This window comes from Streptomyces sp. CB01881, from assembly GCF_002953255.1.
In the GTDB taxonomy this organism is placed as follows: domain Bacteria; phylum Actinomycetota; class Actinomycetes; order Streptomycetales; family Streptomycetaceae; genus Kitasatospora.
In genome coordinates this window covers 6,999,861-7,017,059 of the sequence record NZ_CP026498.1, presented here as the reverse complement: position 1 = coordinate 7,017,059, position 17,199 = coordinate 6,999,861, and the positions used below count along the sequence as shown (strand labels likewise).

At 72.6% G+C, this 17,199-nt stretch carries 19 protein-coding genes and 1 pseudogene; 5 read left to right on the top strand and 15 right to left on the bottom strand.

The features are described from left to right. Positions 1-14: 14 nt before the first annotated feature. The 4 genes from C2142_RS20495 to C2142_RS41995 all read right to left on the bottom strand — a co-directional run bounded on the left by C2142_RS20495 (position 15) and on the right by C2142_RS41995 (position 3,705). Positions 15-1,010: a hypothetical protein gene (locus tag C2142_RS20495; RefSeq protein ID WP_148644003.1), complete on the bottom strand. Its 996-nt coding sequence runs from the start codon at positions 1,008-1,010 to the stop codon at positions 15-17. Next, complete coding sequence (locus tag C2142_RS20490; protein WP_148644002.1) at positions 1,007-1,384, bottom strand: PadR family transcriptional regulator; 378 nt, start codon at positions 1,382-1,384, stop codon at positions 1,007-1,009. Before C2142_RS20490 ends, C2142_RS20495 begins: the two co-directional genes overlap by 4 nt. Positions 1,385-1,504: 120 nt before the next feature. Next, complete coding sequence (locus C2142_RS20485) at positions 1,505-2,299, bottom strand: isocitrate lyase/phosphoenolpyruvate mutase family protein (protein ID WP_148644001.1); 795 nt, start codon at positions 2,297-2,299, stop codon at positions 1,505-1,507. Further along, complete coding sequence (locus tag C2142_RS41995; protein ID WP_346766387.1) at positions 2,296-3,705, bottom strand: hypothetical protein; 1,410 nt, start codon at positions 3,703-3,705, stop codon at positions 2,296-2,298. The genes C2142_RS20485 and C2142_RS41995 overlap by 4 nt, the downstream gene beginning before the upstream one ends. Positions 3,706-3,770: 65 nt before the next feature. Here C2142_RS41995 and C2142_RS20475 point away from each other — a divergent pair, with 65 nt between their 5' ends. Continuing rightward, positions 3,771-4,472, top strand: a complete 702-nt coding sequence (locus C2142_RS20475; RefSeq protein ID WP_148644000.1) for a winged helix-turn-helix domain-containing protein — start codon at positions 3,771-3,773, stop codon at positions 4,470-4,472. A 27-nt stretch (positions 4,473-4,499) separates the two neighbouring features. Here the strand turns inward: C2142_RS20475 and C2142_RS20470 are convergent, their stop codons facing one another. From C2142_RS20470 to C2142_RS20445, 6 genes are all read right to left on the bottom strand, one after another. Continuing rightward, positions 4,500-4,988 carry a DinB family protein gene (locus C2142_RS20470; RefSeq protein WP_148643999.1) on the bottom strand — a complete coding sequence of 163 codons (489 nt, stop codon included), beginning with the start codon at positions 4,986-4,988 and terminating at the stop codon, positions 4,500-4,502. Between the two features lie 31 nt (positions 4,989-5,019). Further along, entirely contained in the window at positions 5,020-5,820 is an 801-nt protein-coding gene (locus C2142_RS20465; RefSeq protein ID WP_148643998.1) for a VOC family protein, read from the bottom strand. A 201-nt stretch (positions 5,821-6,021) separates the two neighbouring features. Then, positions 6,022-8,541, bottom strand: a complete 2,520-nt coding sequence (locus tag C2142_RS40110; protein WP_241002691.1) for a germacradienol/geosmin synthase — start codon at positions 8,539-8,541, stop codon at positions 6,022-6,024. A gap of 385 nt (positions 8,542-8,926) precedes the next feature. Further along, positions 8,927-9,718, bottom strand: a complete 792-nt coding sequence (locus C2142_RS20455; protein WP_148643997.1) for an ABC transporter permease — start codon at positions 9,716-9,718, stop codon at positions 8,927-8,929. Next, positions 9,715-10,677: an ATP-binding cassette domain-containing protein gene (locus C2142_RS20450; protein ID WP_148643996.1), complete on the bottom strand. Its 963-nt coding sequence runs from the start codon at positions 10,675-10,677 to the stop codon at positions 9,715-9,717. Before C2142_RS20450 ends, C2142_RS20455 begins: the two co-directional genes overlap by 4 nt. 22 nt (positions 10,678-10,699) lie before the next feature. Further along, a complete protein-coding gene (locus tag C2142_RS20445) occupies positions 10,700-11,365 on the bottom strand; it encodes a DUF4097 family beta strand repeat-containing protein (protein ID WP_148643995.1) in 666 nt (221 codons plus the stop codon). Between the two features lie 224 nt (positions 11,366-11,589). On the opposite strand from C2142_RS20445, the gene C2142_RS20440 reads away from it, so the two are divergent. Further along, on the top strand, positions 11,590-12,315 hold the full coding sequence (locus C2142_RS20440) for a helix-turn-helix domain-containing protein (RefSeq protein ID WP_148643994.1): 726 nt from the start codon (positions 11,590-11,592) through the stop codon (positions 12,313-12,315). A gap of 17 nt (positions 12,316-12,332) precedes the next feature. Here the strand turns inward: C2142_RS20440 and C2142_RS20435 are convergent, their stop codons facing one another. Next, complete coding sequence (locus C2142_RS20435) at positions 12,333-12,539, bottom strand: hypothetical protein (RefSeq protein WP_148643993.1); 207 nt, start codon at positions 12,537-12,539, stop codon at positions 12,333-12,335. Between the two features lie 48 nt (positions 12,540-12,587). Further along, positions 12,588-12,914: a hypothetical protein gene (locus C2142_RS20430; RefSeq protein ID WP_148643992.1), complete on the bottom strand. Its 327-nt coding sequence runs from the start codon at positions 12,912-12,914 to the stop codon at positions 12,588-12,590. A gap of 171 nt (positions 12,915-13,085) precedes the next feature. Here C2142_RS20430 and C2142_RS40105 point away from each other — a divergent pair. The 3 genes and pseudogenes from C2142_RS40105 to C2142_RS20420 all read left to right on the top strand — a co-directional run. After that, positions 13,086-13,880, top strand: a pseudogene (locus C2142_RS40105) (helix-turn-helix transcriptional regulator); the annotation flags it as partial. A gap of 34 nt (positions 13,881-13,914) precedes the next feature. After that, positions 13,915-14,127, top strand: coding sequence for a DUF397 domain-containing protein (locus tag C2142_RS20425; RefSeq protein WP_148643990.1), 213 nt, complete (start codon positions 13,915-13,917; stop codon positions 14,125-14,127). A 160-nt stretch (positions 14,128-14,287) separates the two neighbouring features. Continuing rightward, on the top strand, positions 14,288-14,719 hold the full coding sequence (locus C2142_RS20420; protein WP_148643989.1) for a hypothetical protein: 432 nt from the start codon (positions 14,288-14,290) through the stop codon (positions 14,717-14,719). Between the two features lie 297 nt (positions 14,720-15,016). On the opposite strand, the gene C2142_RS20415 is transcribed toward C2142_RS20420, so the two are convergent. From C2142_RS20415 to C2142_RS20405, 3 genes are all read right to left on the bottom strand, one after another. Next, entirely contained in the window at positions 15,017-15,790 is a 774-nt protein-coding gene (locus C2142_RS20415) for a maleylpyruvate isomerase family mycothiol-dependent enzyme (protein ID WP_148643988.1), read from the bottom strand. Between the two features lie 206 nt (positions 15,791-15,996). Continuing rightward, positions 15,997-16,191: a type II toxin-antitoxin system VapB family antitoxin gene (locus C2142_RS20410; RefSeq protein WP_148643987.1), complete on the bottom strand. Its 195-nt coding sequence runs from the start codon at positions 16,189-16,191 to the stop codon at positions 15,997-15,999. A gap of 54 nt (positions 16,192-16,245) precedes the next feature. Continuing rightward, positions 16,246-17,160, bottom strand: coding sequence for a hypothetical protein (locus tag C2142_RS20405; RefSeq protein WP_148643986.1), 915 nt, complete (start codon positions 17,158-17,160; stop codon positions 16,246-16,248). Positions 17,161-17,199 lie beyond the last annotated feature (39 nt).

Here is a 17,199-nt window from a genome sequence, read left to right as displayed (position 1 = left end):
GCGCGCTGCCGGACTCAGGCCGGTTCGACCGGCTCCACCGAGGGGCGGACCCGGTGGCGGGTGGCCGCCACGGTGGCGGTGAAGGCCAGCAGCGCGAGCACGACGAGCAGGTTGCGCAGCAGGTCGTGCCCGTCGAACGGCGGCCGCCAGTAGTACGGCGGGGCCAGCATGGCCGTCCAGGGCAGGACGGCCAGCGCGACCCCGGCGGCGCGGACGCGGTCGACGCCCCGGCGGGCGAGGTTGAGCAGCAGCGCGATGCTCATCACGACGGCCGGCCAGGCGGTGGAGACGTCCAGCAGGGTGCGGTTGGCGTCGGAGAAGACGTGGTCGGCGGCCAGGCCCTCGTCCGGCCAGGGCCAGATCATGGCGAGCGCACCCATCGGCAGGGCGAGGGCGAGCGCGGTGGCCACCATCTCGGTGCGGGCACGCCGGGAGTGGTCGACGCCGTCCGGCGGGGCGAGGAGCAGGACGCTGAGGAGGAGCCAGAAGCCGGCCAGGGGGAGGTACTGGAACAGCGCCAGGCTCTCGTGGGCGAAGAAGGCCGCGGCGGCCGCCGTCCGCATCAGGGTGCCCGCCAGGACCAGGAGCCGGGCCGCCCCCCAGCGGCCGCCGGCCGCGCAGAGCAGGGCGAGGATCCACGGGACGGTCTGCACCGCGCCCACGGCGACCCGCAGGGCGGGGTGGCCCTCGTCGCCGAACTGGTCGGGCAGGAAGAGCCCGAGCAGCAGGTGGACCACGGCCAGGCCCGCCCCGCCGGCCAGCAGGTACGGCGCGGCGCCGGCAAGGAAGCGGCCCGCCGGGTCGCTGGAGCTGAGCCGGGTGCGCAGCCGGACGGCGTGCGCGGCGACGGTGGCCCACTCGCGCAGCACGGTGCGGCGGTCGGCGCCCTCAAGGCTCTCGGAGAGGACGGCGGCGATCTCCGCCCCGTTCGCAGCCCGGTACTTGGCGGGGTAGAGGCCGAGCAGCGGGAGGCGGGTGGGCAGGCCGAACTGCGGGGACGAGGCGCTCATGCCGCACCCCCGGCCGGCGCGAGCCGCACGAAACCCGCCTGGAGGCCGGGCCGGCGGCCGAGGGCGAGGCGGCGCTCCGCCTCGACGACCCCGGCGCGCAGGCGCTCCGTCTCCTCGGCCAGTACGCCGCGGCCGTCCTCGGTGAGGGCGAAGGTGCGGCGCAGCCGTCCGCCCACGACCTCCTCCTGGTCGATCCGGATCAGGCCCTGCTGGAGGAGGCGGTCCAGCGCCGTGTAGAGGGTGCCGGTGAGGAGCTTGGTCCGGCCGCCGGAGATGGCCAGGACCTCCTGGACGATCGCGTAGCCGTGCCGCGGGGCGTCGGCCAGCGCGGTGAGCACGAGCCTGGTCGGCTCCTGTAGTTGACGGTTTCCCATGATCGGGAGCATAGGTCAGCCATTGGGATATGTCGATGGTTTAGCTATCGGCTCTTCCGTCGGCTGCCGCCCCGTCAGGCGCGGCCCCCTGCGCCCGTTTCGACGCCATCCCGCCGAGGACTACCCCTGACCCCCGTCCCGGTGCAGCCCCGCGACCTCCCCGTACGCGGGCACCGCACCCGCCATCGGCCCGGCCCCGCCCTCCCGGACGGCGACCGCCGTCTGCACGGCGGCCGCCAGCGCCGCCCGGTAGAGCAGCGAGCCGAGGCTGACCCGGGCGACACCGAGGTCCGCGAGCCGCCCCAGCGGCGGGCCCGCCGGGCTGTGCAGGATGTTGAGCGGGACGGCGAGCCGCCCGGCCAGGGCCTCGATGGCCGCCGGATCGGCCAGCCCGGGGACGAACACGCCGTCCGCGCCCGCCTGTTGGTAGGCGGCGAGGCGCCGGTCGGTCTCCGGCCCGGGGTCGGCGGTCCCCAGCCAGTGGGTGTCCGTCCGGGCGTTGACGAAGAGGTCGGGGGCGGCCGCCTTCACCGCCGCGATCTTCGCGGCGTGCACGGCGACGGGCGCGAGCGTGCCGTCCCCCCGGCCGTCCTCCAGATTGATGCCGACCGCACCGAGGCCAGCCAACTCGACCGCCAGATCGGCCACTTCGGACGGATCGTCGGAGAACCCGGACTCGACGTCGACCGAGAGCAGGAACCGCCCCCGCCCGAGCCGGCGGGCGAGCCGGAGGGTCTCCCGGCGGGTGGCGGCCACGCCGTCGGGCAGACCGGCGGCCGCGGCCACGCCGAGACTGGTGGTGCCGATCGCGGCGAAGCCCTGCCCGGCGAGGGCGGCGGCGGAGGCGTGGTCCCAGGCGTTGGGGAGCAGCAGCGGCTCGCCGGGCCGGTGGTGGAGTGCGGCGAACGGAGTCACGACGCGGCCCCTTCCGCACCGGCGCGCAGGTCGCCCACCGCGTCCGCGTAGTACGCCGACTCGGCGACGTGGAAGGCGAGTTGCCGGAACGTCCAGCCCGTACCGGGTGAGTGGTCGAGCTGCTCCGGGGTGAGGGCGGCGAGGCGCCGGGCCCAGATCCGGGCGAGCCGGGTGAGGCGGCTGCGGGCCTCGTCCAGGTCGGCCGGGGTGAACGGCGCGAGGTCGGCCGGGGTGGTGGCGGCGGAGGCGTGCCAGTGGTCGGGTTCGGTGGCCTCGCCGGCCAGCCGGGCCTCCAACTCGGCGAGGTGGTCGAGGAGATGGTCGGCAACCCGGCGGACCGCCTTGTGCGGGGTGTACGTCCGGCCGTCGGCGGCCACCGGGCGCCCGTCCCACTCCGTCCACGTCGCGGCGAGGGCCAGCACGTGCTCCACCGTCGCGGACACCACCGCCCCCGGGTCGCGTCCGTCGGTCACGGGGGTGTCGGCGGCCGTCGGGCCCGCCGGGTCGGACGCGCCGTGCAGGATGCCGGCGGCGAGGGCGAGCGCGTGGGTGCGGCCGGGGCAGACCCGCGGCGGCCCCCCGAAGGTGAGCGGCGGCCGGCCGGGGGCGCCCTGCTGGGCGGCGGCGACGTCCAGGACGACCCGTGTGCCGGCCGGCAGTCGGACCCCGCCCACCACCGCGTCGCGCACGGCCAGCCGCCGCATCACCGGCACCGACGGGTCGTGGCGCAGCGTCCGGTCGAGCAGGCCCCGGTCGAGCAGGCCCTCGCCGCCCGGCGCGTCTCCCGCCGCGCTGCGGCAGCCGGCCCGCCGGGCGTTCCCGACCAGGGTGGCGGTGGCGTCGCAGGCCTGGACGAGCAGGCCGATCCGGTTGGCGGCGAGCTCCTCCGGAACCGGGCCCCCGACGCCCACCCCGACGCTCGCCCCGTCCTCCGCCCCGCCGCCCGCGGCCATCCGCGGCAGCAGCCAGGCCACCGCCGCGTCCGCCTCGGCGTCGTCCGGCGCCTCCGCGAAGTACGCCCGCGCCACCACGGAGACCGCCTGCGCGACGGCGTCCGGCTCCGCCAGCCCGAGGCCCTGCGCGAGGGCGCGGACGGCCCGCAGCCGCGCGTCCGGCTCGAACCCGGCCGCGGCGGCCACCCGCAGGGCGGCCGGGTCGAGCCGGGCGAGGTCCGCCTCGACCATGGCGCGCCGGGCCGCGTGCTCCTCCCCCGCGCTGAACCGGGCGACGGCCGCCCGCAGCCACGCCACGCCCCCGGCCGGCCCGGAGGCGGCGGGCAGCGGCACCAGGTCGGGGTGGGCGAGGGCGTCCACGACATCGTCGTACCGCTCGAAGGACCGCTCCAGGGAACGCTCCTGGGACCGTTCGGACGTCCCGGAGATGCTCAAGATGCTCGGGGTGCTCATGCCCGTCACGCTAGGCGCGGAACGTTTCGGCCCCGGCCGAACCGTGCCCGGGGCACCATGGACCCATGCCACTCGCCCAGCTCGCCGCACTGCTCGCCGACCCGACCCGCGCCGCGTTCTGCACCGCCCTGCTGGACGGCCGGGCCTGGACCGGCGGCGAGCTGGCCCGCCACGCCGGCGTCGCGCCGTCCACGGCCAGCGAGCACCTGTCCCGGCTGATCGCCGGGGGCCTGCTGGCCGAGGAGCGGCAGGGGCGGCACCGGTACGTCCGGCTGGCCGGCCCGGAGGCGGCGGCGCTGATCGAGGACCTCGCCTCCTTCGCGGAGTCGGCACCCGCGAAGGCGCCCGCCAAGGCCCCCCGCAATCTGCGCGAGTCCACCCGGCTGAGCGCCGAGGCCCGCGCCCGCACCTGCTACGACCACCTGGCCGGCCGCCTCGGCGTGGCGGTCACCGATGCCGTGCTGGCCCGCGGCCTGGTGGCGGACGACGCCGGGCTCGCCGTCACCGGGAGCGGGCGGGAGTGGCTGGCCGCCGCCGGTATCGAACTCCCGGCCCGGGCGGGGCGCGGCGGCGGCCGGCCGCTGGTCCGCGGCTGCCTGGACTGGACGGAGCGCCGCACCCATCTGGGCGGGGTGCTGGGCGCCGCCCTCTGCCGGACGGCGCTGGACCGGGCCTGGGTGGAGCGGATCGGCTCCGGCCGGGCCCTGCGGGTGACGGCCGACGGCGACCGGGCCCTGAGCGAGCTGCTCGGCCTCCGGCTCGCCTGAGCGCGCCCCTCATCCCCACCGTCTTCGTCATCCCATCGTCTTCGCCCCGTCCAGCGACTCCCGGATGATGTCCGCGTGCCCGGCGTGCTGCGCGGTCTCCGCGATGACGTGCAGCAGCACCCGCCGCACCGACCAGCCGGCGCCCGGTTCGAACCACGGCGCCTGCGGCAGCGGGTGGGTGCGGTCCAGGTCGGGCAGGGTCGAGACCAGCTCGTCGGTCTCGTGCGCCACCCGCTCGTACGCGGCCAGCAGCGACTCCAGCGTCTCGCCGTCCGCCATCCGGAACTGGCCCTCCCAGTCGACCGGCTCGCTGTTCATCGCGTCCGCGCCGCCGACCGCGAACCGCATCCACCGCGTTTCGACGCCCATGACGTGCTTGATCAGGCCGCCCAGGCACAGCTCACTCACGGTGGTGCGCCGGGCGGCCTGTTCGTCGGTGAGGTCGCGGACGGTGTGGCGCAGGAAGCCGCGGTGCTTGTCCAGCGTCTGCAGCAGGTCGGCGCGCTCGCTGCTCACCGGGGCACCCCGTCCGTCACGCGTCCGCCCATCACGCGTCCGCCATCACGGGCATCTCCCCCGACGTCCTGCCGAGGTCGATGATGCCGAAGGCCGCGCCCTGCGGGTCGCCGACCGCCGCGAACCGGCCGAACGGGGTGTCCATCGGCCCGGCGTACAGCTTTCCGCCGCGCTCGGTGATCCTGGCGATGGCCACGTCGCAGTCGTTCACGGCGAAGTACACGCTGACGTAGGACGGCGCCTCGGGCGGGAGGTCCTCCGGGCCCATCTTCATCCGGCCGAGAACGGGTTGGCCCTCGACGTGGAAGATCTTGTAGTCCATCTCCCCGCTCTCCATCTTCTTGGTGGTGAACGGGAAGACCGCGGGGAAGAACCCGTCCGCCTTTCCGGGCTCGCGGGTGAGCACCTCGGCCCAGGTGTACGCGCCGGGTGCGCCCTGCTTCTCGAAGCCCTCGTGGCTGCCGGCCTGCCAGACGCCGAACGCGACGCCGCCCGGGTCCTTGGCGATCGCCATGGTGCCGAAGTCGCCGACCTGCATCGGGCCCATCAGTACCTCGCCGCCGTTGGCGCGGATGCCCTCGGCGGTGGCGGCGGCGTCCGGCGAGGCGAAGTACAGGCACCAGGCGGACGGTGGCGCGTCCGCTCCCGGCATCGGCGGCACGATGGCGGCGACCGCCTTGCCGTCGGAGTACGCCGTCGTGTAGTTGCCGAACTCCGACGAGCTCTCGCCGAAGGTCCAGCCGAGCACGTCGCCGTAGAACGCCTTCGCCCCGTCCAAATCGGCGAACATCGCGTCGGCCCAACAGGGTGTGCCCTCGGGTAGCACGGCCATGGGTCTGCCCTCTTCCAGTGACAGGTGACAAGTGACAAGTGGGACATCTGTGATGTTTTGCCCCGATTCGCCACAGTAGCCAGTCCCCCGCCCGGCCGCGCCCCGAGCCACCCCGGCCACCCGTACCCGTCCACCGCCCGAACGGCGGCGGCCCGCCGGTGCACCCACCCGGCGGGCCGTCCCGGCAACGGCGGCGTGCCGCTAACCGGCCACGCCTGCCACGCCCACCGGAGCGGGCAGCGCCGCGGCGAACGGTGCCCGCGCCCCCGCCGTCCCGAAGCCGGCCGGCCCGGACGGCACCAGCCCCGGGCGCGGCGCCCCCTCCGCCGCACCGGCGGCCGCACCCGCCGGCGCCGCCGCCACCACGAGCCGCGCCGCCGACGTCCCCAGCCCCTTCGGCCCGAGCAGCGCGTCGTCCACCGCGGCCGGCGCCTCCGGGAGCTCCTCCCGCCCGAAGTGCCGCTTCAGGTCGTCCTCCGTGTACCGCTTGCAGCCCCGGTGCCAGATCAGGATGCCCGCGAGCCAGTTCTCCAACTCCTTGACGTACCCGTCGAGCATCGCCCGGCCCTCCGGACCCAGGTCGAAGTCGTCGTAGAGCACCGGGAACTCGTTCCGCGCCACGTGCTGGAACTGCTCCACCCGCGAGTGCATCAGGTCGTCGACGATGCGGACGGCGGCCGGGTAGTCGCAGTTGAAGAAGTTCTGCACCACCAGCACCGCGTTGTGCACCTCGCCCTCGTACTCCACCTCCTTCTGGTACGAGAACAGGTCGTTCATCATGCACGCGTAGTCCGCGGCCGCGTTCTCCAGTGAGCGCATCGGCCCGCTCTCGTAGACCCCGGACGGCACGGACTCCCCGTGGGCCAGCCGGCAGAGGCTCATCGTGAGGTCGGAACCGAAGGTCCTGCGCCGCATCTCGATGTAGTCGACGGGGTCGGGGATCCGGTTCTGCGCCTGGTTGTCGAGCTCCCAGACCCAGCTCTGCACCATGGACTCGACGGCCACCCGGAACTTCTGCCGGGCATCGGCGGCCATCGGTCCGGCGGTCCGCTCCCAGAGGTCGGCGAGGCCGCGCTCCAGGGCGTTGGCCGGCTCGGGCACCGGGCCGTCGTCGAGGGGCATGAACTCCGAGAACCGCGCGGTCAGCAGCCTGGCGCCCGCCAGGTCGCGGGTCCGCCCGAACACCGCCGGGTAGTAGTCGTCGCCGTACGTGCCCCAGGTCAACCAGTCGGAGGTGAGGTCGAGTTGCTCGGCGGTGGCGTCCGGGTGGATGCCGGCCGCGCAGAGCGGGAGGTCGTAGTCGAAGGCCGTCCCGGCACTCCAGACGTCCGATCCGGGCACGCCGGGCTGTGCCTCCAGCATGCCCATCCGGCCGGCCCACTCGACGGTGTGGCGCCGCGAGGTGTCCAGGTGCTTGCACAGATCGACACTGAACGGCAGCTTGAACTCGGGCAGTCGGGACGGGCCCACGTGCTGGAACGGCACGTGGGCGTGCGAACGGGCGCGCCGCACCGCCGGGTCGACGCCGCCCGGCGACCCGGGCGTGCCCTCCAGCGTGTTGATCCCCGGCGCGTTGATCCCCGGCGCGCCGCTCAGCGAGCCCAACTCGCCCATCCCGCCGGGCAGCGCACGACCCGGGCCGGTCCTCAGCACGTCCAGCGCGGACGTGCCGATCCCGCCGATCGCGTACTGGTCCCACCAGTTGCCCCCGGCCGACCCGGCCGCCGCGCCGCCGTCGTTCATGTACCGGCTGGACCGCATGTGCCACTCGTGGCCGCCGGACTGCCAGTCCTGGAGGCCCTTGACGTACGCCAGCACCTTGGCGCAGCCCACCGGGTCCAGCCCGGTTTCGGCGAACAGCGACGGGAGTTCGGTGAACACGGTGTTCTCGAACTGCTGGAGCCGCGAGGTGAGCAGGTCGTTGACGGCCTCCGCGGCCTCCTGCGTCGAGCAGCCCAGGAAGGTCTCCAGGACGAGGATGCCGTTGCTCAGCTCGCCCTCGTCCTCGACCTCGCGCTGGTAGGAGAAGATGTCGTTGCGCAGGTGGACCCCGTCCGAGAAGGCGTCCATCAGCACCCGCAGCGGCCGTGATCCCGAAACCTCCTGCGGCACCTCGGCGTTGGCCGCGTACTCGATCAGCCCGGCGGACCAGGGCGCGCCGCCGACCTTGCGGCGCATCTCGATGTACTCGACCGGGTTGGAGATCCGGCCCGCGTTGATGTTGGCGAGCTCCCAGAGCGACTCGTTGAGCAGGTTCCGGGTGCTCTCGGCGAACCGGATCCGCCAGTCCTCGCCCATCGCCGGCACGGTGCGCCGCCAGAGGTCGGCCAGGCCCGCCTCGACCGGGTTGGTGGGCTCGGGCATCGGCGTGGACGGGTCGGCCGGCATGAACAGCGGCAGCCGGTCCAGGTAGGCCTTGCCGCCCTCGCGGTCGTTGGTGCGCTTGAAGACCTCCAGGAAGTGGTCGTCGAAGAAGAACACCCACACGTACCAGTCGGTGACCAGCGACAGCACCTCGGCGGAGGCGTCCGGGTGCGTGTAGGCGCAGAGCAGGCCGTAGTCGTGCGCCTCCAGGTCGGCCTGGTCCCAGATCCCCGAACCCTCCAGCATCCCCATCTCCCGCGCCCACGCGGTGGAGTGGGTGCGGGCCTCTTCCAGATGGGGGTTGAGGCGCGCCGGGTGCGGCACGTAGAAGGAGGGCAGTTCGAACGGCTGAGTCACCGGGCGAGCCTTTCTGGACGTGTCGAGGAGGCCGACCGGCACAACGAGGCGGGCCTCGGTCCTGCACCACCCGCCACCCGGTCGGCTCAGCATTACCCCCTGCCGGAAGGCCACACCGGAGAACAGGAACAGTCATATGAAATAGGCCCATTGACTCGAACACCTGCCGCAGGAAACCGGCCGTACTGGATCACCTGTACGGCCGGTCCCCCTCGTCCCACCGGCTCCCGCACGGCACTTCCGGCCGTCCTGCCGGAGCGGCGGACGGCCGGGAACGCCGACGGGGCGGCGTGCACCGACGTGGTGTCGGAGTACGCCGCCCCGGGCGGGACGAGCTGCGGGAGGCTGGACGATCTGCGGGATGCGGCCCGTGCCGTCACGCCGGCTACTTCGGGTCGCGGTTGAAGGTCGAGGTCGACCAGAAGTAGCCGAGGACCGCGAGGCCCACGCACCAGGCGACGGCGAGCCAGCCGTTGTTGCCGATCTCGCTGCCGAGCAGCAGGCCCCGGAGGGTCTCGATGGCGGGCGTGAAGGGCTGGTACTCGGCGATCGGCTGGAACCAGCCGGGCATGGAGTGGACCGGGGTGAAGGCGCTGGACAGGAGCGGCAGCAGGATCAGCGGCATCGCGTTGTTGCTGGCGGCCTCGGCGTTCGGGCTGACCAGGCCCATGCCGACCGCGATCCAGGTGAGCGCCGTGGCGAAGAGCACGAGCAGCCCGAACGCCGCCAGCCACTCCAGGACGGTCGCGTCCGTGGACCGGAAGCCGATGGCCACGCCGACGGCGCCCACGAGGACCACGCTCATGACCGACTGCAGCACGCTGCCGACGACGTGCCCGACCAGCACCGAGGGGCGGTGGATCGCCATCGTGCGGAAGCGGGCGATGATGCCCTCGCTCATGTCGTTGGAGACGGACACCGCCGTCCCGATCACGGTGCTGCCGACGGTCATCAGCAGCAGGCCCGGGACGACGTAGGCGATGTAGGCGGCGCGGTCCGGGGCGCCGCCGCCGATGCCCGCGCTCATCGTGTCGCCGAAGATGTAGACGAAGAGCAGCAGCAGCATCACCGGGGTGAGCAGCAGGTTCAGGGTGAGGGACGGGTAGCGCCGGGCGTGCAGGAGGTTGCGGCGCAGCATGGTGGACGAGTCGCGCAGGGCGAGGGAGAGGGAGCTCATCGGACGGTCTCCTTGGTCTGGCTGGGGATGCGGGCGCCGCCGGTGAGGGCGAAGAACACGTCGTCGAGGTCGGGGGTGTGCACGGTCAGTTCGTCCGCCTCGACGCCGGCGGAGTCCAGCCGGTCGAGGATGGAGCGCAGCTCGCGCTGGCTGCCGTCGCTGGCGGCCTGGAGCGACAGCGTCTCGTCGTTGCGGGTGGCCCCGTCCAGGGCGAGGGCGGCGCGCTGGTAGGCGGCCGGGTCGGTGAAGCGGAGCCGGACGTGTCCGCCGGGGACGAGCCGCTTCAGTTCCTCGGCGGTGCCCTCGGCGGCGATCCTGCCGTCGTTCAGCACCGCGATGCGGTCGGCGAGTTCGTCGGCCTCCTCCAGGTACTGGGTGGTGAGGAAGACGGTGACGCCGTCGGAGACGAGCTCGCGGATGATCTGCCACATGTTGTGGCGGCTGCGCGGGTCGAGGCCGGTGGTCGGCTCGTCGAGGAAGATGATCCGCGGGCCGCCGACCAGCGTCATGGCGATGTCCAGCCGGCGCTTCATGCCACCGGAGTAGGTGGAGGCGGGCTTCTTCGCGGCCTCGACGAGGTCGAAGCGCTCCAGCAGGGCGGCGGCGGTGCGGCGGCCCTCGCTGCGGGAGAGGTGGTGCAGGTCCGCCATGAGGAGCATGTTCTCCTCGCCGGTGATCAGACCGTCGACGGCGGAGAACTGGCCGGTGACGCCGATCGCGGCGCGGACCGCCTGGGGGTTGGTGGCCACGTTGTGGCCGCCGATGTGGATGTCGCCGGAGCCGGGGCCGGCCGAGATGAGGGTGGAGAGGATCTTCACGGCGGTGGTCTTGCCGGCGCCGTTCGGGCCGAGCAGGGAGAAGATCGTCCCTTCGGGGACGGCGAGGTCGACGCCGTCGAGCACGGTCTTGTCGCCGTAGGACTTGCGCAGCCCGTTCGCCGCGATGGCCAGGTTGGTCATGATCGGTGCTCCTTCAGGGTGTTCAGAGGCTGCGGGCGTCGATGTCGCCGTAGGACGTGGTGGCGCGGATGTCCAGGCCGGGGGTGCCGTCGTTCTTGAGGGCGTTGGTGATGCGGCCGTAGCCGGTGCCCGCGTCCAGGGAGGCGGAGACGCCGGCGGCGGCTCCGACCGAGATGTCGCCGGACTGGGTGCTGAGCACGACCGTCCCGCTCGCGGCCTCCGCGATCCGGATGCTGCCCCTTGCGGTGGTGATCTCGGCGGGACCGCCCAGCCGGCCGACCTCGACGTCGCCGTCGACCGCGGTGAGGCGCAGTCCCGCGGCCTGGTCGATCTTGATCTGGCGGTACGCGCCTTCGAAGCCGATGTCACCGAGCCGTCCGACGGCGCGGAACTCGGTGCAGGCCGTCTTCGCCTCGATGCGGGAGCCGGCGGGCAGCTTGACGGTGACCTCCAGCGATCCGGAGGGGCCGAGGAGCTGGTTCTTGGCCGGCGGGGTGAGGATCCGCAGGACGCCGTCGGCGTAGGCGACGGTGGTCTGCTCGGCGGCCTGGACATCGCGCTTCTTGGAGGGGTTGGCAGGCAGGATCTCGACGATGGCGTCGGGCCGCTCGGCGGCGATGACCTGGATGCGTCCCGCGGGGATGTCGAGGACGGCGGTGATCGGGGCGGGGGTCTGGAACTTCTGCATCGTGCTCTCCTGCACTTGTTGTTTCCGACATCGCAAAAGCTACGTTGCGTTCAAGGATCACGCAATCACTTCGTTGCACGGAATCAGCATCAGCGCAGGTCGGAGTAGAAATTTCGTTGCAACAGTCCTGAATCTAACGCAACGCCAGTTGTCCCACTCGTTGCATTGGACCCACTGTGAACGCTATGCTGGCGCCCATCAGGGAAGCTCGAAGGGAGATCGCGATGCCGGGAGGCAGGCTCACCCAGCAGGAACGCCAGCAGATCGCGCTGGGGGTGGGCGACGGGCTCGCCTACGCGGAGATCGCCAGGCGTCTCGACCGCCCCACCTCGACCATCACGCGCGAGGTGATGCGCAACGGCGGCCCCACCGGCTACCGCGCCGACCTGGCCCACCGCGCCACCGAACGCCGCGCCCACCAGCGCAGGCAGACCGCACCCCGGCAGCCGCAGGCACCCGAACAGGCCCACGGGCGCGACCCCGAGGCGGTGCGCGAGTTCGAGGAGACGTTCACCACCGTCTTCATGGCGTCGGGCACGCCCAAGATGATGGCCCGGGTGCTGGCCGCCCTCTGCACCAACGACGCGGGCAGCCTCACCGCGTCCGAACTGGCCCAGCGCCTCCAGGTCAGCCCGGCGTCCATCTCCAAGGCGGTCGCGTTCCTTGAGGAACAGGGCCTCGTGCGCCGGGAACGCGACGAACGCCGGCGCGAGCGCTACGTCGTCGACGACGACGTCTGGTACCAGTCGATGATGGCCAGCGTCCGCGGCACCACCCTCGTCGCCGAGACCGCGCGGCAGGGCGTCAAGGTCCTCGGCCCCGACACCCCGGCCGCCAACCGCCTGGAGAACGTCGCCCGCTTCCTCGACTTCGTCAGCGAGAGCATCGCCCGCGCCGCGGACCAGGCCCGCGAGGTCCTCCACCTGAAGCCCGAAGAGGGCCGCGGATAGCAGCCGTCACGCGGGGCTCACCGGCGAAGTCCCCTGCGGACGAGGTCGGTGAGCCGCTCGACGACGTCCGCCCGGACGGCGCCCAGGTCGATCAGCACGACCCCGGTGGTCTGCGCCGACCGCCAGTCCACGCCCGCCGAGGGGAGGGTGAGGCCGGCGGCGGCGAGGGTGGCCTGGAAGTCGTCGAAGGCGTCGGCGGCGCGACGGCGGTCGTCAGCCGTCATCCTGCCCAGGATGCTCATAGTGGTTCCTCGGATGGGGAGTTGGCCGGCTCAGGAGACGACGGAGGACTTCGGCGGCTTGTGCTGCGAGAGCCACCGGGGGTCGGCGTCCCACTCGACGCCGCCGCCGAAGGGGCGGAGGAACACCACGCCCTGGTGGACGGCCATGAAGGCGCCCCAGCGGCCGCTGCGGACGTCGAAGACGGCCTCGCCCCGGCGGACGGGGAGATACGGCAGGACGGGCGGAACGGCGCCCGGGACGGCCGCGGGCGCGGCGGGGGCGAGGTCGTCACCGTTGAGACGGGCCTCGGGGACGGCGTCGTTGCAGTGCGCGCAGAGGCAGGGCGGGAAGTTCCGCTCGATGATGAGGTTCGTCATGTCCAATCCACTGTTCGAGGGCGATCCGATGCGGAGGGAATGCAGGAGGACCGCAAGGGTCGTCGCGTTTTCGCAAATCCCTTGCGGAGGAAGTGTCGGTCTGTGACCGTGGGATCACCAAGGGTTTCCACAAGCCACTTCAGGCGCTCTTACAGCGGGGGGTGAGCCGGTATGGCTCGCAGGAAGGTGGATCCGGGCGATCGGCCGCGGACCTGGGGCGACGAGCTGGCGCACTGGCGGCAGGCGGCCGGCCTGCGGCAGGACGAGGTCGCCGGGCTGGTGAACATCCATCAGACCCGCGTGTCACAGTTCGAGTTGAGCAAGGCACCGCCGACACTCAAGGACGCGGAGATGTTCGACCGGGCGCTCGGGACAGGCGGACAGCTGGTGCGGAGCTACGAGCTGATCGCGCCGTACCTGCACGACTACCACCCGGACTGGTTCCAGGAGTTCGCGAAGTCGGAGGCGAAGGCCGTTGTGATCCGACAACTCCAGACCGGCCGAATCTCAGGCCTGCTGCAAACCGAGCGCTATATGCGCGCACTGTTCGTCGAAGAGAACGAAGGCCTTGCCCCCAACGAGATCGACGGCATGATCACAGGCCGAATGGAACGGCAGCGACTCCTTCTCCTGCCGGATGAAGCTCCCCTGATCATCTCCGTTCTCGAACAGGCGACCCTCGAAAGAGTCATCGGTGGACCGGACGCCATGGCGGAGCAACTTCAACACCTGATCGACATGATGAGCCGCCCCAACGTGATCATCCAGGTGCTGCCCTACAGGGCGGCGACTCGCGCCTGGATGCCGGGAATGGTTCTCCTGGAGATGCCGGACGGCCGGCGCCGCGTCTACTCGGAGAGCCTGAACCGAGGTCACTTCATCGATGATGCGGCGGAGGTCCGACGCTGGGCCGCTCACTATGATCGGACCAGGGCAGCAGCTCTGTCCGACTCGGAGTCCATGCAGCTGATCCACCGCATCATGAGAGGACTGAGCAACAGTGTCCCAAGCCCTCGATCTGACGAACGCGGCGTGGCGCAAGAGCAGCTACTCGGGGGGAAACGGCGGCGAGTGCGTCGAGGTGGCCCCCGGATTCCCCGGCCTCGTCCCGGTGCGTGACAGTAAGGACCCGAGCGGCCCCGCCCTCACGTTCACCCCGACCGCCTGGAGCGCCTTCCTCACCGCCGTCCACACCGGCGAGTTCGACGCCTGACAGCCGCCGCGCGCCCGCCCGTCCCCGGTCCACGTCACCCGATCGGACGACCGCTGGGCGAGCCCATCGCGCGTAGCACGGTCTCACGGCAAGGATCGTGTGTGTGCGCTCCGGCTGGAGCACCGCACCGACGAGTTCCCCTCCCGAGGAGACACCTGCCATGGCACCGATCCCCAACGGCCCCTATGGAATCGCCAAGCGCGGCGAGCAGTACCTGACGCTCCAGGACGAGAAGGCCCCTGCGGTCGTCCTGCCGCCGACCGGTCAGCCCGGTGAGCAGGAGTGGCACGTCGGGGGCCTCTCCAACGGCAACGTCACCATCAAGAACCTGCGGCACGGAACGTACCTCAGCTTCGACGGCGTTCCGGAGATCAACAAGATGCTCCGCGGCTCCTCGCAGGCCACCGAGTGGCAGCTCCGGCAGTCCGCCGAGCCGTTCATGTTCCATGTCGTCGTCCCCGGCGGCCCGGTCGACGGTGTCGAACTGGTGGTGGACCTCAGCCTGCTCCGGATCTTCCCCCCGATGACGGCGCTGCGTCCGCTGGAGCCGGAGAACCTCGGCCAGGCCTGGATCTTCGAGTTCCACGAGTAGGCCTCACCCGCCGGCCGCCGCCGCCCCGCCTCGCATGTGGAAGGGGTGACGGCGGCCCGGACTCGTCACGCCGCCACGGCCTGCGGACTCACATGATCACCGGGACTGTGAAACGCCCCTGCCAGGTGTACGCCTGGCATGCTGCCCAAGTGAGCGCGAGCCGCCCGCCGGTGCGCCCTTCGCCCTTGAACAGCAGGCCCGCAGCCTGCCCGCAGCCGCGCGATGTCCGCAACCCCGGGCCCAGTGGCGCCTGCAGGAGCGCGCGCACCATCGACAGATGCGTCACAAGTGCGCGTTCTACGCGTTCGGGTCCCAGTCTGCGAGCTGCTCCATCGGCTCGGTGTCGCCGGTGTTCTCCAGGCTGTCGAGCGGGATGCGATCGTAGAAGTAGAGGACCAGTTCGCTCGCTGCGCCTCGCATCACCATGTCGCCCGGCTCCGCGTCGGCGGCGAGGTCGTCGCAGCGGACGCCGTCGGCGTTGAGGGTCAGGCGCCAGGAGCGGCCCTCGGTCGTGTGCAGGTCGATGGTCGCCGGCTTGAACGGCCAGGGGACGGTCGTCGCCGAGACGGTCGTCAGGAACTCGTCGACGCCCTCGACCGCGACGTCCGTCGGCAGCGGCTGTGCGGCCCCCTGGGTGAGCTGGACGTCGTAGGTGTGGACGGCGATCTCCTGGATCTGGTGCCGGGCCACGGCTCCGCTGGTCTCCGGGGCCTGCGAGCGGCCCCACCAGGTCCAGCAGCCGCGGTCCGGGCCGGCCTCGCGCATCGCGTCGAGCATGAGCTCGGTCGACTCGGCGAGCCAGGCGTCCAGGGCTTCGCGGTCGCGGGGCGCGGTCGGGGCGCCCTTCGGGTCCGTCCTCGCCGGGGGCTCGGCGCCCGGGCCCGCCGCGACGATGGCGGCCTGGCGGCGGCGGCCGTCGCCGAGGTGCTGCGCCAGTTCGCGCAGCGTCCAGTCCGGGCAGGTCGGGACCTGGACGTCAAGGTCGGGGGCGGACGCGATCGCGGCGCGGAACGCGGCCGAGCGGTCTTCGATCAGCCGCAGGACCTCGGGGAACTCCAAGATGTTTTGCACGTCGGTTGTGTATCGCGGTGCTCCGGCCGCCAGGTAGCGAATTTGTCGGACGAACGCGTCGACGGCCGGGCGGAGCGCCGGCGCCGAAGCCGTCCTGAAACTCCGTGCACTGCTCGCCAACGGCGGCTTCGACCGCTACTGGACCTGCCATCTGGGCCAAGAGCACCGGCGCAACCACCAGGCCCGCTACCAACTCGCTGCTTGGCCTACGAAGTCACTCCCGGCAATCCGCACCCTTCGTCCGTTGTGGCACGCAGCCCGGCAAGGGCCGGCGCAGCCTTCCTGTTCTCCAGCACCTCACGAAGAGCGGTGTTGACCGTGTCCTTCTTGGTTCTGGTCCCGAGAGCCTTGGCCACGTCCGCGAGCAGTTCGTCATCCAGATCGATCACTGTCCGGCTCATGAGCCCACCTCCTCGATCAGGCAGTACTCATCCCTGTGATAGGCCCCCGCTGCCTCAACCGGCCGGTGCCACCGCCGGGCGGGGGCCCGCCAGGGCGGCCTTGCCGGCCAGCAGGATCGCCCGGGCCCGCGCCACGCCCCCGACTGTGACCGCCGCGCCCCCGGCGGCGGGTGCCGGGCGCCGCTCAACTCCCGCGCAGGCGCCGCAGATGCCCGGTTGCGGCACCGGATCGCGGCACTCGGCGCACTCGGCGAGCCGCGCCACCGGGGGCGGGCCGGCCTCAGGGACGGGCGGCATCTTCTGCACCAGCCGGTACCGCAGCACCCCGGCCGCCGAGTGCATCGGGACGGGCAGGGCGGGCAACAGGGCCCGGGTCAGGTCCGCCGCCGTACTGCCCCGCTCCAGCCACTGCGCGACGAGCGGCGCCAGCGCCACGGCCTCCGGCTCGCCCAGCCGTAACCGGGGCTCCGGGCGGATCGCCCGGAACAGCACGGCCACCGCCTCCCGGACCTGCTCGTCCGACGCCCCGACCACCCCGAGCACCCCGGCCTCGTCGGCCTCGTCGGCCAACTCCGCGGGGAGGGTGGGTTCTTGCTTCCGGTTCTTTACTACAGGGACGCCTGCGGAGCCGGCCCCCGCCTCACCGGCCGCCGGACGGGTGGCACCCGGAAGCGCCCGCTGCGGGGTGTCGTAGACGTGGGCCTCGCTGCGGATCCTCCCGTCCGGCATCCGGATCTTCTCGACCCGGTAGTACCCGGCCTCGGTCAGTTCCTTCAGCGCCCGGCGGACGGGGCCGCGCCCCTGCGGGCTGGTGTCGGCCATGTGCCGCCCGTCCTCCCGCCAGCCGTCGGGGCGGGAGAGGAGGTCGGCGAGCAGCCCGCGGGCGGTGTAGCTGAGCCGCCGGTCCTGCAACAGGCCGTTGGGAAGCACGGTGAAGTTGCGTACCAGTTCGGTACGATGGATGTGCATCTGGAGCTCTACTCCTGGTGCCTGGCCCCGGAGCGTTGG

Bases quoted from the DNA above. Each gene is read 5' to 3' on its own strand.
- C2142_RS20495 (WP_148644003.1), bottom strand. From the start codon at position 1,010: ATGAGCGCCTCGTCCCCGCAGTTCGGCCTGCCCACCCGCCTCCCGCTG.
- C2142_RS20490 (WP_148644002.1), bottom strand. From the start codon at position 1,384: ATGGGAAACCGTCAACTACAGGAGCCGACCAGGCTCGTGCTCACCGCG.
- C2142_RS41995 (WP_346766387.1), bottom strand. From the start codon at position 3,705: ATGAGCACCCCGAGCATCTTGAGCATCTCCGGGACGTCCGAACGGTCC.
- C2142_RS20475 (WP_148644000.1), top strand. From the start codon at position 3,771: ATGCCACTCGCCCAGCTCGCCGCACTGCTCGCCGACCCGACCCGCGCC.
- C2142_RS20465 (WP_148643998.1), bottom strand. From the start codon at position 5,820: ATGGCCGTGCTACCCGAGGGCACACCCTGTTGGGCCGACGCGATGTTC.
- C2142_RS20455 (WP_148643997.1), bottom strand. From the start codon at position 9,718: ATGAGCTCCCTCTCCCTCGCCCTGCGCGACTCGTCCACCATGCTGCGC.
- C2142_RS20450 (WP_148643996.1), bottom strand. From the start codon at position 10,677: ATGACCAACCTGGCCATCGCGGCGAACGGGCTGCGCAAGTCCTACGGC.
- C2142_RS20445 (WP_148643995.1), bottom strand. From the start codon at position 11,365: ATGCAGAAGTTCCAGACCCCCGCCCCGATCACCGCCGTCCTCGACATC.
- C2142_RS20440 (WP_148643994.1), top strand. From the start codon at position 11,590: ATGCCGGGAGGCAGGCTCACCCAGCAGGAACGCCAGCAGATCGCGCTG.
- C2142_RS20435 (WP_148643993.1), bottom strand. From the start codon at position 12,539: ATGACGGCTGACGACCGCCGTCGCGCCGCCGACGCCTTCGACGACTTC.
- C2142_RS20430 (WP_148643992.1), bottom strand. From the start codon at position 12,914: ATGACGAACCTCATCATCGAGCGGAACTTCCCGCCCTGCCTCTGCGCG.
- C2142_RS20420 (WP_148643989.1), top strand. From the start codon at position 14,288: ATGGCACCGATCCCCAACGGCCCCTATGGAATCGCCAAGCGCGGCGAG.
- C2142_RS20410 (WP_148643987.1), bottom strand. From the start codon at position 16,191: ATGAGCCGGACAGTGATCGATCTGGATGACGAACTGCTCGCGGACGTG.
- C2142_RS20405 (WP_148643986.1), bottom strand. From the start codon at position 17,160: ATGCACATCCATCGTACCGAACTGGTACGCAACTTCACCGTGCTTCCC.